We start from the raw sequence: 13,972 nt of genomic DNA, 5'->3' as shown, positions 1-13,972 counted from the left end.
GCCCGCCTGTTGACCTGCGCGCAATTCCAGCACGATAAACCTGAACGAAGGCATCCACCGGGCCCGCCCCTGGATGAAAAGCCGGCCGGCTGTCGCAATATTGCACCTGCGCCCCTCCCTCTCCAAGGATTCCGCCATGTCCAGCCCGATGCTGCTGCCCTTCATGGAATGGGCGCGCAAGCTGCGCTACCCGACGCTGTTCAAGATCACCGCCGCACTGTTCATGCTGAGTGCGCTGCTGCCCGATCCGGTTCCCTTCGTCGACGAGATCCTGTTCGGCCTTGGCACCCTGCTGCTGGCCAACTGGAAGCGGCGCAAGGATCCGGTTGCCGCCACCGAGCCCCCCGCCCTCCCGCGCAAGCGTTGACCGGTGCGCCTGGTAGACAGCCACTGCCACCTGGACGCGCCGGCGTTCGATGGCGACCGTGGCGCGGTACTGGCCCGCGCCCGGGCCGCCGGCGTGGCGGCGATGGTGGTGCCGGCGATCACCGCGGCGGGCTGGCCGGGATTGCGCCAGGCCTGTGCCGCCGACCCCGCACTGCACCCGGCCTACGGCCTGCACCCGATGTTCCTGGCCGAGCATCGCCCGCAGCATCTGGACGCGCTGCGCACCTGGGTGGAGCGCGAGGCGCCCTGCGCCATCGGCGAGTGCGGGCTGGATTTCTTCGTTGAAGGCCTGGACGCCAGCACCCAGCGCCACTACTTCCACGCGCAGCTGCAGCTGGCGCGGGAGGCCGGGCTGCCGGTGATCGTGCACGCCCGCCGTGCCACCGAGGAGGTGATCCAGGCGCTGCGCCGCACCGGCGGCCTGCGCGGGGTGGTCCACAGCTTTTCCGGCAGCCCCGAGCAGGCCCGGCAACTATGGGACATGGGCTTCCTGATCGGGCTGGGCGGGCCGCTCACTTACCCGCGCGCCAACCGCCTGCGTACGCTGGCGGCAACGATGCCGCTGGAGTTCCTGCTGCTGGAAACCGACGCGCCCGACCAGCCCGATGCGGCCATCCGCGGCCAGCGCAACGAACCGGCGCGCCTGCCCGGCATCGCCGCGACCATCGCCGGGCTGCGCGGCCAGGCGGTGGAGGAGATCGCCGCGCGCACGACCGACAACGCACGGCGCCTGTTCAACCTGCCGTTGGCGTGAACGACCGCGGCGGCGGGCAATCCCCACGCCGCGCCGCCGCGCTCACCGCGCCTTGGGCTTGAGCAGCATCTCCAGGGCCTTGCCGACCGCGGCGAAGGCGAATGCGCCGGTGATGTGGGTGGCCGCGCCGAGGCCGGCACCGCAATCGAGCTTCAGCGCCGCATCGGCGCCCAGGTTGGGCCGCAGCCCGCAGACGCTGCCATCGGCCTGCGGGTACTTCACGTTCTCCAGCGAATACACCGCCGGCACGCCGAAGTAGCGTTGCGGGTTCTTGGGAAAATTGAACTCGCCGCGCAGCTTCTTGCGGATCAGCGCCAGCATCGCGTCGTGCTCGGTCCGTGACACGTCGCGCACCCGCACCAGGGTGGGATCGGTGCGCCCTCCCGCCGCGCCGACGGTGATCAGCGGCAGTTTGCGTCGGCGGCACCAGGCGATGGCCTCCACCTTCACCCGGAAGCTGTCACAGGCGTCGATGACCAGGTCGAATCCGCGATCTAGCAGCTCGGCCATGTTGGCTGCGGTCAGGAACGCTTCCACCGCCTCGATGCTGGCACCGGGATTGATCGCGCGGCAGCGCTCGGCCATCGCCACGGCCTTGTTGCGCCCGTACTGGCCCGCCATCGCCGGCAACTGCCGGTTGGTATTGGACACGCAGATGTCGTCGGCATCGATCAGGACCAGGTGGCCCACCGCCGAACGCACCAGCGCCTCGACCACCCAGGACCCGACGCCGCCCATGCCGACCACCGCCACCCGGCAGGCCGACAGCCGCTCGATCGAGCCGGCGCCATACAACCGGTCGATGCCGGCAAAACGTTCGCGCAGTTGTGCTTTCATGCGCGCATTCTAGCCGTGGCCGCAAACGTGCCGTGCGTCGTACCATCGGGGCATTCCCAAGGAGCCCGGCCATGACCGAACCCAGCCGTACCCAGTCCAACGCATCCCGCTACCTGTTCGTGCTGATCGCCGGCCTGCTGGTCGGCATCGTCGCCACCGTGATGGCGATGCGGGCCATCCAGGCCCGGCAGGATCCGTTCCCGAACAGCCTGATGAACGTCATGGCGCGCCAGTCCCAGCTGCTCGGCGACAGCCGCAAGCAGAACCGCTGCAGCATCAACGACTCGACCCCGCGCCTGCAGACGCTGCGCCTGCTGAGCAACGACATGGACCTGGCCTTCCCCGGCCTGCGCGACGACACCCGCTTCCAGCAGCACGCCAGCCGCTTCCGCGCCACCTTGAACGATGCCCTGGCCTCGCCGCCGGCCGACTGCACCGCGCTGGCCGCCGTCACTGAACAGCTTGGAAACGACTGCAAGGCGTGCCACCAGGATTTCCGGTGATTCGACCTGGGTTTCACGCGTGGTTGGCTCGCCATTCACGCGTGGAACGGGAGGATTCACCGTGCCGGGTATGGTCATACCCGCTACCCATTTGGCAAGGAGAATCACCATGAAGATCCAGTTGATCGCTGCGAGCGCCATCGCCAGCCTGGCCCTGGCCGGCTGTGCCACCTCCCCCGGCTACGGCGGCAGCAGCTACGGCGGTGGCTACAACAACGGCGGTTACAACAGCGGCGGCTACAACAACAACCGTTGCGCCGACTGCGGCATCGTCACCCGTATCGACACGGTGGCTTCCGGCCGTACCGCGCCGTCGGCCACCGGCGCCATCCTCGGTGGCATCGTCGGCGCCGTGGCCGGCCATGAAATCTCCAGCCACACCGGCGGCAGCAAGGGCAACCAGAACGTCGCCGCCGCCGCGGGCGCCGCTGCCGGCGCACTGGCCGGCAACAAGATCCAGCAGAACGTCACCGGCGATTCCTACGACATCCAGGTGCGGATGGATGACGGCCGCGTGATCGTGGTCAACCAGAAGGACCTGGGCGGCATCCGCGAGAACACCTACGTGCGCGTGGTCAACGGCCGCGTGGTGCTGCGCTGAGGCAGGACCACCCTGGATGCTGCGCCCATGGAAAAGGCCCGCGTTCGCGGGCCTTTTCCTTTGTGCTGTTCCGCGGGCTGTATCAGACCGGTTGCACGGCGTCAGCCTGCAGGCCCTTCTGCCCCTGGACCACGGTGAAGGTGACCTTCTGGCCTTCCTTCAGGCTCTTGAAGCCCTGGGTCTGGATGGCGCGGAAGTGCACAAACACGTCTTCGCCATTCTCGCGGCTGATGAAGCCGAAGCCCTTGGCGTCATTGAACCACTTGACAATGCCGGTTTCGCGATCGGACATCTCGACTGACTCCCTGTTGCTCTCACGTTTGATGGATACGCCCCGGAAGGCGGCTGACTGCAAGGAGGAAGCGAGGTGTAACGATGCAGCAAATCATGCGATCTACCCATCAGGCCACGATTCACGGTGACCTTGCCAAGCTCAGCGGCTGAAACTTAACCCGACCATAACCAAAAATCAATCGGGGAAAGACAATCTTGTCAACCCCTTTTGGTCCTGTCCCGGAACCCGCATGGACTATTCATTCATACTGTATCTGCTAGCGGCCCTGCTGGTGATCGTCGGCATCGCCGGTGTCATCCTGCCCGCCCTGCCCGGCCTGCCGCTGGTTTTCGCCGGCCTGCTGGTGGCGGCCTGGGCAGATGGGTTCACCCGCGTCGGCTGGCTGCCACTGGTGGTCCTGGGGGTGTTGACCGCGCTGTCCATCGTGGTAGACGTGCTCGCAACCACCCTGGGCGCGCAACGGCTCGGCGCCAGCCGGATGGCGCTGGCCGGGTCGGTGCTGGGAACCGTGGCCGGGCTGTTCTTCATGCCCATCGGCCTGTTCGTCGGCCCGTTCCTGGGCGCCCTGCTTGGCGAATACCTGCACGGCCGCCGGCTGGGCCAGGCCACCCGGGTCGGCTTCGGCACCTGGCTGGGCATCGTGCTGGGCGTGGCGCTCAAGCTCGGACTGGCAGTGGCGATGCTCGGCGTGTTCGCCATCGCCTGGTTCGTCTGAACCCGGGCCACATCGGCCATGACTCCCGCTGCACAGGGCAATGACCGACAATCGCTGCCCTGGATCACGCCCTGCGTCGCCGGGCGCCACCCCCTTGTACCGATGGACCGCTTCCGCATGCATACATCCCGCGCCCGCCCTGTCCTGCTGCTGGCCCTGTCAGGCTGTTCCGCCGCCGCCCTGGCACAGGAGTCGATCACCACGCCGGCCTCGCCGCAGGCCTGCTTCGCCCTGGATTCGGACGCCGCCCGCCTGAGCTGCTACGACAGTGCGCTCGGCCGCACCCCGGCCGACACGCGCGCCGCGGACGCGGCGGCCAGCGCCGCGCAGCAGACGCTCAAGGAAGCCAGGGCCGGCGCCAAGGAGCCGGAGCAGCCGTCGTCGCCGCGCAATGAGCTCTTCGCCCACGACGACCTCGCCTCGGCCGTGGCCAACGCCGGCCGCGGCTCGATGCTGGACAGCCGCTGGGAGCTGGCCAAGGATTCCAAGCTCGGCCTGTTCCAGCTGCGCGCCTACAAGCCGGTGTACCTGCTGCCCGCGTTCTGGAGCAGCAAGCCGAACCGGCTGCCGCACTCGCCCAACCCGGCCAACACCGCGACCGAAGCCGAGGACCTGGACGCCACCGAACTGAAGTTCCAGCTCAGCTTCAAGACCAAGGTCGCCGAGAACCTGTTCGGCGACAACGGCGACATCTGGGTCGGCTATACCCAGAGTTCGCGCTGGCAGGCCTACAACAGCGAGATCTCGCGCCCGTTCCGCGAGACCAACTACGAGCCCGAAGCCATGCTGGTGTTCCGCAACGGCTATTCGCTGTTCGGCTGGAACGGGCGCATGACCGGCATCAGCCTCAACCACCAGTCCAATGGCCGCAGCGACCCGCTGTCGCGCAGCTGGAACCGGGTGATCCTGAATGTCGGCCTGGACCGCGACAACTGGGCGATCATGCTGCGGCCGTGGTATCGCATCCCGGAAAACGGCCGCGACGACAACAACCCGGACATCGAGGACTACATCGGCCGCGGCGACGCGACCGTGGTCTACAACCGCAACGGCCACGAGTTCTCGGTGACCGCGCGGCATTCGCTGCGCGGCGGCGACCGCTCGCACGGCTCGGTACAGCTGGACTATGGTTTCCCGCTCAGCCGGCTGCTGCGCGGCCACGTCCAGGTGTTCGACGGTTATGGCGAAAGCATGATCGACTACAACCACCGCGCCACCTATGTCGGCGTCGGCATCTCGCTGCTGGAATGGTTCTGAAGGCAATGAAAGCAACGATCTGGCACAACAACCGCTGTTCGAACTCCCGCGGCGCGCTGGCCCTGCTGCAGCAGGCCGGTGCCGACATCGAGGTCATCGACTACCTGGCCACGCCGCCCGACCCGGCCACCCTGCGCCAGCTGCTCGACGAGATGGGCATCCCCGCGCGCGACCTGCTGCGCAGCAAGGAGCCCGCCTACGTCGAACTGGGGCTGGCCGACCGGCTCGACGACGAGGCGACCCTGGTCGAGGCGATGGCGATGCACCCGGCGCTGATCAACCGGCCGATCGTGCGCACGCCCAAGGGCACCGCGCTGTGCCGCCCGCCGGAGACGGTGCGCACCCTGCTGTAGTCCGCACGAGTACATGCCGGCAACGGCGCAGGCCCGAGCGGCGGCGGGCAATGCCACTGCCGCGGGCCGCCACCGCCACTGCGCCCCCTGCCCCCGGCAGGGCCGGACTTGTCGCCCTTCACCGGGTACAGGCAGAATCCGGCGGCCCCTCGACAGGAAGTCCGCGCATGGCCCGACCGCACCGTTCCTTCTTCGCCCATGCCTCCGCGCTGCTGGGGCTGTTGAGCCTGATGGCGGTGGCCTGTTTCCATTTCCCGGAACTGCTGACCAGCCGCGAATTCCGCGCCGTCTACAACGAACAGTTCGCCCGTCACCTGCTGCTGGTCGGCCTGGCCGCCGCATTCGTGCTGGGTACGCTGGCCATCCTGCGCGACCGCAACAAGCGCATCGCCACGATCGGCGTCGGCAGCGCGACCCTCGCGGTGCTGCTGGGCGGCACCAACGTGCAGTTCGACGCGATCGGACAGACGCCCTACTCGCTGGGACTGGACTGGTTCGTGCTGTCGCTGTTCTTCTCGGCGCTGGTGTTCGTGCCGCTGGAGCGCTACCTCGGCAAGCGCACGCTGTCGCCGCTGCGCCCGGGCTGGCGCACCGACGTGGCCTACTTCTTCATGAGCCACGTGCTGGTGCAGTTCATCCTGATCCTGGTCACCGCCTCCACCTCCACCATCGCCGGTCTGGCCGCGTTCCCGTCACTGAAGGCCGCGATCCAGTCGCTTCCGGTCTGGGCGCAGTTCCTGATCGCGGTGTTCGTGGCCGACATGGCGCAGGCGCTGCTGCACCGCGCGTACCACAACATCCCATGGCTGTGGCGCTTCCACGCCGTGCACCATTCCAGCCGGCACATGGACTGGCTGGCCGGCTCGCGCATCCATTTCATCGAGATCGTGATGACCCGCAGCGCGGTGCTGCTGCCGCTGCTGGTGCTGGGCTTCTCGACCCCTGCGGTCAATGCCTACGTGATCCTGGTCGGGCTGCAGGCGGTGCTGGCCCACGCCAACCTCGGGCTCCGCTTCGGCTGGCTGGAGTACCTGGTGGTGCTGCCGCGCTACCACCACTGGCACCACGCCCGGCAGAAGGAATACGTGGACGTGAACTACGCCATCCACCTGCCGCTGGTGGACATGCTGATGGGCACCTTCAAGCTGCCGCGCGACCCGGCGCAGTGGCCGCAGGAGTACGGCGTGATGAAACTGGAGACGGTGCCCAAGGGCATCGTGCGCCAGCACCTGATGCCGTTCCAGGGCGGCCGCAGATTCGACGACTACGTGGATTGAGCCATGCCCGGCCGGCCCGTGCCCGGCAGTGCCCCCACCCACGCAGGCAAGGGCCCGGGGGCGCGGGCTCAGGTCCAGTCGCTGATGCCCTCGCGGCGGTAGACCTCGGCCAGCGCGGGGCGGTCCTTCATCCGCCGCGCATGCGCGGCCAGCACCGGCCAGGCGTCGCTCGGGCATGGCATGTTGCGCGACCAGCGCATCAGCATGGTCATCATGAAGTCCACAACCGAAACCTGCGCGCCGAGCATGTACGGCCCTTCGTCCTGCAGGTGATCGGCCACCTGCTGCCAGGCGGCCTCCAACTGCACCCGTGCACGCCCCTTAACCGCATCGGCATTGGCCTCGCCGGCGGGCTCATGCGGATAGAACCACGCCCGGTAGGCCGGCATCAGGGTATAGACGCAGAAGCACATCCAGCGGTAGTACGCGCCGCGTGCCGCGGTGCCTGGCGCCGGCGCCAGGCCCGCCTGCGGGTGCAGGTCGGCCAGATGCATGGCAATGGCGGCCGATTCGGTGAGCACCTGGCCGTCGATCAGCAGCGTCGGCACCCGTCCGGCCGGATTGATCGCCAGGTAACCCGGCGACTTCTGCTCGTTCCGCTCGAAATCGAGCTGGTGCAGCTCGTGTTCGATGCCCAGCTCGATCAACAGCCAGTGCACCACCAGCGATGCGGTGCTTTGCGATCCATACAGGACGACGGACATGCGGCTCTCCCTGGCAGTGGTGCGCCATCTTAGCGTCGCCCGCTGTCACGGCGGGACAGCCCCGCCGCAGACAGGCCCGCGGCGGCGGGGCCGCTCAGTTGCAGCCGGCCATGCAGCTGTTCAGGCGCTCGCCGCATACCGCCGCCGCCGAGCGGTTCTGGCAGAACGCCTGCGACGTCTGGCAGGCGCCGCGCAGCTCGGGGTTGGTGATCGTGTCGCACTGGTTGTCGCGGCTGGCCTGGCCGCAATCGCCGTAGCCGCGGGGATTGGCGTTGCAGCGCTGATAGGCGTTCTGGCAATGGTTCACGCAGGCGGCCGGGTCGTCGCGCGGCGGATCGCGCCATCCCCCGTCGCTGGAACAGCCTGCCACCAGCAACGTCATGCCCACCCGCATCGCCCACAACCCAGCACGCATGCCCGCACCTCCCGATGAGAAACGGCCCGAGCATACGCCCGGGCCGCTTCAAAGACACCGCAGGGGCGGCCGCGCCTTACTCCACGACCACCGGGATCTTGCCGATGCGGGCCTGCCATTCGCGCGGGCCGGTCCTGTGCACCGACTCGCCGGTGGAATCGACCGCCACCGTCACCGGCATGTCCTGCACGGTGAACTCGTAGATCGCCTCCATGCCCAGGTCGGCGAACCCGACCACCTTCGAGGCCTTGATCGCCTTGGACACCAGGTAGGCCGAGCCGCCGACCGCCATCAGGTAGGCCGACTTGTTGTCGCGGATCGCCTCGATCGCCGCCGGGCCGCGCTCGGCCTTGCCGACCATGCCCAACAGGCCGGTCTGCTCCAGGATCTGGCGGGTGAACTTGTCCATGCGGGTCGCCGTGGTCGGACCGGCCGGCCCCACCACCTCGTCGCGCACCGGATCGACCGGGCCGACGTAATAGATGAAGCGGCCCTTCAGGTCGACCGGCAGCGGCTCGCCCTTGTTGAGCATGTCGACCATGCGCTTGTGCGCGGCGTCGCGCCCGGTCAGCAGCTTGCCGTTGAGCAGCAGGGTCTGGCCCGGCTTCCAGCTGGCCACTTCCTCCGGGGTGACGGTGTCCAGGTCGACACGGGTGCCCTTGGAAGCGTCGTAGGTGATCTGCGGCCAGTCTTCCAGCGACGGCGGATCCAGCATCACCGGGCCACTGCCGTCCAGGGTGAAGTGCGCATGGCGGGTCGCGGCGCAGTTCGGGATCATCGCCACCGGCAGGTTGGCGGCATGGGTCGGGTAGTCCTTGACCTTGATGTCCAGCACCGTGGTCAGGCCGCCCAGGCCCTGCGCGCCGATGCCCAGCGCATTGACCTTGTCGTACAGCTCCAGGCGCAGCTCCTCGGCGCGGTTGGACGGGCCGCGGGCCTTGAGCTCGTTGATGTCGATCGGCTCCATCAGCGCCTCCTTGGCCAGCAGCATCGCCTTCTCGGCGGTGCCGCCGATGCCGATGCCGAGCATGCCCGGCGGACACCAGCCGGCGCCCATGGTCGGCACGGTCTTGAGCACCCAGTCGACGATGGAGTCGGACGGGTTGAGCATGGCGAACTTGCTCTTGGCCTCGGAACCGCCGCCCTTGGCGGCGACGATCACCTCGACGGTATCGCCCGGCACGACCTTGACGTTGACCACGCCCGGGGTGTTGTCGCGGGTATTGGTGCGCTTGCCGGCCGGATCGGCCAGCACCGAGGCGCGCAGCTTGTTGTCCGGATAGGCGTAGGCGCGGCGGATGCCCTCGTTGGCCATGTCCTCAACGCCCATGGTGGCGTCGTCCCAGCGCACGTTCATGCCGATCTCGAGGAACACGGTGACGATGCCGGTGTCCTGGCAGATCGGGCGGTGGCCCTCGGCGCACATGCGCGAGTTGATCAGGATCTGCGCCATCGCCTCCTTGGCCGCCGGCGACTCCTCGCGCTCATAGGCAGCGGCCAGGTTCTTGATGTAGTCGACCGGGTGGTAGTACGAGATGTACTGCAGCGCGTCGGCGATGGACTGGATGAGGTCTTCCTGCTTGATCGATGTCACGGCTTGCTCGAGGCTGGCGGGGGTTGAGCTGCGTATTTTACGCCCTGCCGTCCATGACGGGCGCCCTGCGGGCCAGCGCTGCGCGCTGTTGGAAACCGCTCCCGGCGGTTTCCTGTCCGCCCTGCCGTCCATGGCGGGCGCCCTGCGGGCCAGCGCTGCGCGCTGTTGGAAACCGCTGCCGGCGGTTTCCTGTCCACCCTGCCGTCCATGGCGGGAGCCCAGGGGGACCGCCACGGCGGCCGAACCGCTTCCCGCCGGTACGTCCGCTGGCCGCAATGGCCTCCACCGGCGGCAGGCCGCACAATACGGCCGCATGGGAACCCTGGTCCTGATCCTCGACCTCATCGGCACCTTCGTCTTCGCCCTGTCCGGGGCGACGATGGGGGTGCGCCGGCGGCTGGACATCTTCGGCGTGCTGGTGCTGTCCTTCGCCGCCGCATTGGCCGGCGGCATCACCCGCGACCTGCTGATCGGCGCCACCCCGGTGGCGGCGATCAGCGACTGGCGCTATCCGGCCATCACCCTGGCCGCGGGCATCATCACCTTCTTCCGGGCGCCACTGATCGAGCGCATGCAGTACCCGGTGCGCATGTTCGATGCGATGGGCCTGGCGCTGTTCGCGGTGGCCGGCACGCAGAAAGCGCTGGCGTTCGGCATCGCCCCGCCGATGGCCGCGGCGCTGGGCATGCTTACCGGCATCGGCGGCGGCATCGCCCGCGACGTGCTGCTGGCGCAGGTGCCGCTGGTTCTGCAGGCCGAACTGTACGCCGTGGCCGCCCTGGCCGGCGCGGCGGTGGTGGCGCTCGGCTACTGGCTCGGGCTGCCGCCGCTGCCGTGCGCGCTGGCCGGCGCCGGGCTGTGCTTCGGGCTGCGGATGATGGCCATGCATTACGGCTGGCACCTGCCGGTGGCGTTGCAGTCCTCCGACCCGCCGCCCCCCGAGGGACCGCGCCGCTGAGGTGACGGGGCGCTCACGGCGACCGCGCCATGCTCGAGTCCCCTTCCGGCAGGAGACGGCCATGGCCGCGCAACGTTCCGATACGCTGATCGGTGACGAGGTGGTACGCACGCTGGGTGCGCAGGGCCGCTTCTCGCAGGTGCTGGCACAGGTCAGCGAGGGCCAGGTCACGCTCTCCGGCGACGTGCCCGACGCGGCGGCGAAGCGGCAGGCGGAGGCCGCGGTGGCCTCGATCGAAGGCGTGCGTGGCGTGCGCAGCCACCTCAACATCGACGGCGGCAGCCACTCCTTCGGCCCGCGCGGCCGTGCGGTGCGCGACAATCCGGACGGCAGCGATGCAACGCGCAGGGCCGGCATCGACCTGGACGAAAACGACTGACCGCGGCGGGCAACGGTTAATCTGAACCGGCCCCGCCCCCCCGAGTCCCGCATGCCGCACGCGCCGTCTGCTCCCGTTTCCGCCCCCGGCAAGCGCCCCAGTTTCCGCGAGCGCATGAACGCCATGCGCAACCTGCCGCCATTCCTGCGGCAGGTATGGCAGACCAGTCCGGCGCTGACCCTGGCCAGCCTGTGCCTGCGCCTGCTGCGCGCGCTGCTGCCGGTGGCGATGCTGTACGTGGGCAAGCTGATCATCGACGAGGCGGTGCGCTTGGCCGGCGCCGGCGCCATGCCGCCGCTGGGCGAGGCGCTGGCCAGCGGCCACCTGGACACGCTGCTGGAACTGCTGGCGCTGGAACTGGCAATCGCCATCGGCTCGGACCTGCTGGGGCGGGTGGTCAACTACGCCGATGCGCTGCTGTCCGAACTGTTCACCAACGCGACCAGCGTGCGGCTGATGGAGCACGCCGCCGAACTCGACCTGGAGGACTTCGAGGACCCCGAGCTGCAGGACAAGCTCGACCGCGCCCGGCGCCAGACCATGGGCCGCATGAACCTGATGAGCCAGCTGCTCGGGCAGGCGCAGGACATGGTCACCGTGATCAGCTTCGCCGCCGGCCTGGTCGCCTACGCGCCGTGGCTGATCGCCCTGCTGGCGCTGGCGCTGGTGCCGGCGTTCCTGGGCGAGTCGCACTTCAACACGCTGGGCTATTCGCTCAATTACAGCTGGACCCCGGAGCGGCGCCAGCTCGACTACCTGCGCCAGGTCGGCGCCAGCGTGGAAACCGCCAAGGAGGTGAAGATCTTCAACCTCCACCGGTTCCTGATCGACCGCTACAAACTGCTGGCCGGGCGCTTCTACCAGGCCAACCGCAAACTGGCCCGCAAGCGTGCGCTCTGGGGCACGGTGCTGGCGGCGCTGGGCACGCTGGGCTACTACGCCGCCTATGCCTACATCGCATGGCGCACGATCCGCGGCGACTTCAGCATCGGCGACCTGACCTTCCTGTCCGGCAGCTTCCTGCGCCTGCGGCAGCTGCTGGAAGGCCTGTTGACCGGGTTTTCGCAGGTCGCCGGGCAGGCGCTGTACCTGGACGACCTGTTCTCGTTCTTCGCCATCGAGCCGGAGATCCGCTCGCGCCCGGATGCGCTGCCGGTACCGCGCCCGATCCGCGATGGGTTCGTGTTCGAGGACGTGGGTTTCCGCTACCCCGATGCCGAGCGGTGGGCGGTGCGCCACCTCGACTTCCGGCTGGGTGCCGGCGAGGTGATCGCCCTGGTCGGCGAGAACGGCGCCGGCAAGACCACCCTGGTCAAGCTGCTGGCACGGCTCTACGACCCGGACGAGGGCCGCATCCTGCTTGATGGGCGCGACCTGCGCGACTACGACCTGGACGACCTGCGCGCCAACATGGGCGTGATCTTCCAGGATTTCGTGCGCTACCACCTGTCGGCCGGCGAGAACATCGGCGTCGGCCAGGTCGATGCGATGTCCGACACGGCGCGCATCCGCGACGCCGCACGGCGGGCGCTGGCCGACGAGGTGATCGATGCCCTGCCCGGCGGCTACGGGCAGTTGATCGGCCGCCGCTTCAAGAACGGCGTGGACCTGTCCGGTGGCCAGTGGCAGAAGATCGCCATCGCCCGGGCCTACATGCGCGATGCGCAGGTGATGATCCTGGACGAACCCACCGCCGCACTGGACGCACGCGCCGAGTTCGAGGTGTTCCAGCGCTTCAAGGAACTGTCCGCGCAGCGCACCGCGGTACTGATCTCACACCGCTTTTCCTCCGTGCGCATGGCCGACCGCATCCTGGTGCTGGCCGATGGCCGCATCGAGGCCAGCGGCACCCATGCCGAGCTGATGTCACAGGGCGGGCGCTACGCCGAACTGTTCGAGCTGCAGGCCGCCGGCTACCGCTGACCGCCCCGGCCCGGGGCGCCGGCCGGCCCTCCCTTTCGGGCCGCGGCCGCGCCTGCGACTCCCCTCATCGCCGGGCCGGCCGGCAGCAGCGACAAACGGTCGCATTACGGCCGCATCGGGACCGTTTGCTAGAATGGGCAGGTTTACATCCCCCCGAAGAATCCCGGCATGTCTTCCGCTTACGGCACCGAAACGGTGCTTGAAGTCCGTCACTGGACGGACGCCTACTTCAGTTTCTCCACCACCCGTGACAACGGCTTCCGCTTCGAGAACGGCCAGTTCGTAATGATCGGCCTGGAAAACGAAGGCGGCCGTCCGCTGATGCGCGCGTACTCCATCGCCAGCGCCAACTGGGAAGAGCAGCTGCACTTCTTCAGCATCAAGGTGCAGGACGGCCCGCTGACCTCGCGCCTGCAGCACCTCAAGCCCGGCGACACCATCCTGGTCGGCAGGAAGCCCACCGGCACCCTGCTGATCTCCGACCTGCATCCGGGCAAGCACCTGTACCTGCTGGGTACCGGCACCGGCCTGGCGCCATGGCTGAGCATTGTCAAGGACCCGGAAACCTACGAACGCTTCGAGAAAGTCATCGTCTGCCACGGCGTGCGCTACGAGCGCGACCTGGCCTACCGCGACTACTTCGAGAAGGAACTGTTCGAGGACGAGATCCTCGGCGACATCGTCCGCGACAAGCTGCTTTATTACCCGGCGGTCACCCGCGAGCCGTTCCGCAACCAGGGCCGCCTGACCACGCTGATCGAAACCGGCGAGATGCCGCGCACCCTGGGCCTGCCGGCGTTCGACCCGGCCAACGACCGCTTCATGATCTGCGGCAGCCCGCAGATGCTGGCCGACCTGCGCGTCGTGCTGGACGCGCGCGGCTTCGAGGTCTCGCCGCGCATCGGTTCGCCCGGCCACTACGTGTTCGAGCGCGCCTTCGTCGAAAAATAGGCCTGTAGGGAATTCACCTACAGGCAGCGCCTTTGAAGCGCCATGTCGATCGTTTAACGTACCGGCCGG

General features: G+C 68.5%; 17 protein-coding genes. 12 read left to right on the top strand and 5 right to left on the bottom strand.

Features of this window, described 5'->3' with window-relative positions:
* The first annotated feature begins 136 nt into the window (after positions 1–136).
* Positions 137–367 carry a DUF6116 family protein gene (locus QQA12_RS08005; protein ID WP_054665377.1) on the top strand — a complete coding sequence of 77 codons (231 nt, stop codon included), beginning with the start codon at positions 137–139 and terminating at the stop codon, positions 365–367.
* Positions 368–370: 3 nt separating this feature from the next.
* On the top strand, positions 371–1,141 hold the full coding sequence (locus tag QQA12_RS08000; RefSeq protein ID WP_054665374.1) for a TatD family hydrolase: 771 nt from the start codon (positions 371–373) through the stop codon (positions 1,139–1,141).
* 42 nt (positions 1,142–1,183) lie between these two features.
* On the opposite strand, the gene QQA12_RS07995 is transcribed toward QQA12_RS08000, so the two are convergent.
* Positions 1,184–1,978 carry a tRNA threonylcarbamoyladenosine dehydratase gene (locus QQA12_RS07995; RefSeq protein ID WP_226050399.1) on the bottom strand — a complete coding sequence of 265 codons (795 nt, stop codon included), beginning with the start codon at positions 1,976–1,978 and terminating at the stop codon, positions 1,184–1,186.
* 71 nt (positions 1,979–2,049) lie between these two features.
* On the opposite strand from QQA12_RS07995, the gene QQA12_RS07990 reads away from it, so the two are divergent.
* Both QQA12_RS07990 and QQA12_RS07985 read left to right on the top strand, forming a co-directional pair.
* A complete protein-coding gene (locus QQA12_RS07990; protein WP_056932120.1) occupies positions 2,050–2,481 on the top strand; it encodes a cytochrome c in 432 nt (143 codons plus the stop codon).
* Between the two features lie 109 nt (positions 2,482–2,590).
* Positions 2,591–3,082, top strand: coding sequence for a glycine zipper 2TM domain-containing protein (locus tag QQA12_RS07985; RefSeq protein ID WP_226050398.1), 492 nt, complete (start codon positions 2,591–2,593; stop codon positions 3,080–3,082).
* 82 nt (positions 3,083–3,164) lie between these two features.
* Here QQA12_RS07985 and QQA12_RS07980 read toward each other — a convergent pair whose 3' ends face one another.
* Complete coding sequence (locus tag QQA12_RS07980) at positions 3,165–3,374, bottom strand: cold-shock protein (protein WP_054665365.1); 210 nt, start codon at positions 3,372–3,374, stop codon at positions 3,165–3,167.
* Between the two features lie 232 nt (positions 3,375–3,606).
* Here QQA12_RS07980 and QQA12_RS07975 point away from each other — a divergent pair, with 232 nt between their 5' ends.
* The 4 genes from QQA12_RS07975 (at position 3,607) to QQA12_RS07960 (ending at position 6,979) form a co-directional block, all read left to right on the top strand.
* Complete coding sequence (locus tag QQA12_RS07975; protein WP_054665363.1) at positions 3,607–4,092, top strand: DUF456 domain-containing protein; 486 nt, start codon at positions 3,607–3,609, stop codon at positions 4,090–4,092.
* Between the two features lie 117 nt (positions 4,093–4,209).
* On the top strand, positions 4,210–5,349 hold the full coding sequence (locus QQA12_RS07970) for a phospholipase A (protein ID WP_054668662.1): 1,140 nt from the start codon (positions 4,210–4,212) through the stop codon (positions 5,347–5,349).
* A 5-nt stretch (positions 5,350–5,354) separates the two neighbouring features.
* Complete coding sequence (arsC, locus tag QQA12_RS07965; RefSeq protein WP_226050397.1) at positions 5,355–5,702, top strand: arsenate reductase (glutaredoxin); 348 nt, start codon at positions 5,355–5,357, stop codon at positions 5,700–5,702.
* A 167-nt stretch (positions 5,703–5,869) separates the two neighbouring features.
* Positions 5,870–6,979, top strand: a complete 1,110-nt coding sequence (locus tag QQA12_RS07960; protein WP_054665358.1) for a sterol desaturase family protein — start codon at positions 5,870–5,872, stop codon at positions 6,977–6,979.
* Between the two features lie 68 nt (positions 6,980–7,047).
* Here the strand turns inward: QQA12_RS07960 and QQA12_RS07955 are convergent, their stop codons facing one another.
* The 3 genes from QQA12_RS07955 to QQA12_RS07945 all read right to left on the bottom strand — a co-directional run bounded on the left by QQA12_RS07955 (position 7,048) and on the right by QQA12_RS07945 (position 9,692).
* On the bottom strand, positions 7,048–7,683 hold the full coding sequence (locus QQA12_RS07955) for a glutathione S-transferase family protein (protein WP_054665355.1): 636 nt from the start codon (positions 7,681–7,683) through the stop codon (positions 7,048–7,050).
* Positions 7,684–7,777: 94 nt separating this feature from the next.
* A complete protein-coding gene (locus QQA12_RS07950) occupies positions 7,778–8,098 on the bottom strand; it encodes a hypothetical protein (protein WP_162486405.1) in 321 nt (106 codons plus the stop codon).
* A gap of 76 nt (positions 8,099–8,174) precedes the next feature.
* Positions 8,175–9,692, bottom strand: a complete 1,518-nt coding sequence (locus QQA12_RS07945; protein ID WP_054665350.1) for a fumarate hydratase — start codon at positions 9,690–9,692, stop codon at positions 8,175–8,177.
* A 313-nt stretch (positions 9,693–10,005) separates the two neighbouring features.
* Here QQA12_RS07945 and QQA12_RS07940 point away from each other — a divergent pair, with 313 nt between their 5' ends.
* The 4 genes from QQA12_RS07940 (at position 10,006) to QQA12_RS07925 (ending at position 13,903) form a co-directional block, all read left to right on the top strand.
* Positions 10,006–10,650 carry a trimeric intracellular cation channel family protein gene (locus QQA12_RS07940; protein WP_056932072.1) on the top strand — a complete coding sequence of 215 codons (645 nt, stop codon included), beginning with the start codon at positions 10,006–10,008 and terminating at the stop codon, positions 10,648–10,650.
* 61 nt (positions 10,651–10,711) lie between these two features.
* A complete protein-coding gene (locus QQA12_RS07935) occupies positions 10,712–11,029 on the top strand; it encodes a BON domain-containing protein (protein WP_226050396.1) in 318 nt (105 codons plus the stop codon).
* 51 nt (positions 11,030–11,080) lie between these two features.
* Positions 11,081–12,952, top strand: a complete 1,872-nt coding sequence (locus QQA12_RS07930) for an ABC transporter ATP-binding protein (protein ID WP_226050395.1) — start codon at positions 11,081–11,083, stop codon at positions 12,950–12,952.
* 168 nt (positions 12,953–13,120) lie between these two features.
* Positions 13,121–13,903: a ferredoxin--NADP reductase gene (locus QQA12_RS07925; RefSeq protein ID WP_056932070.1), complete on the top strand. Its 783-nt coding sequence runs from the start codon at positions 13,121–13,123 to the stop codon at positions 13,901–13,903.
* Positions 13,904–13,972 lie beyond the last annotated feature (69 nt).

Origin of the sequence: Stenotrophomonas sp. 17(2023) (assembly GCF_030345315.1) — a bacterium.
GTDB lineage: Bacteria > Pseudomonadota > Gammaproteobacteria > Xanthomonadales > Xanthomonadaceae > Stenotrophomonas > Stenotrophomonas acidaminiphila.
Note: the sequence above shows the minus strand (reverse complement) of the source record. Positions and strands in the feature narration are given on the sequence as shown.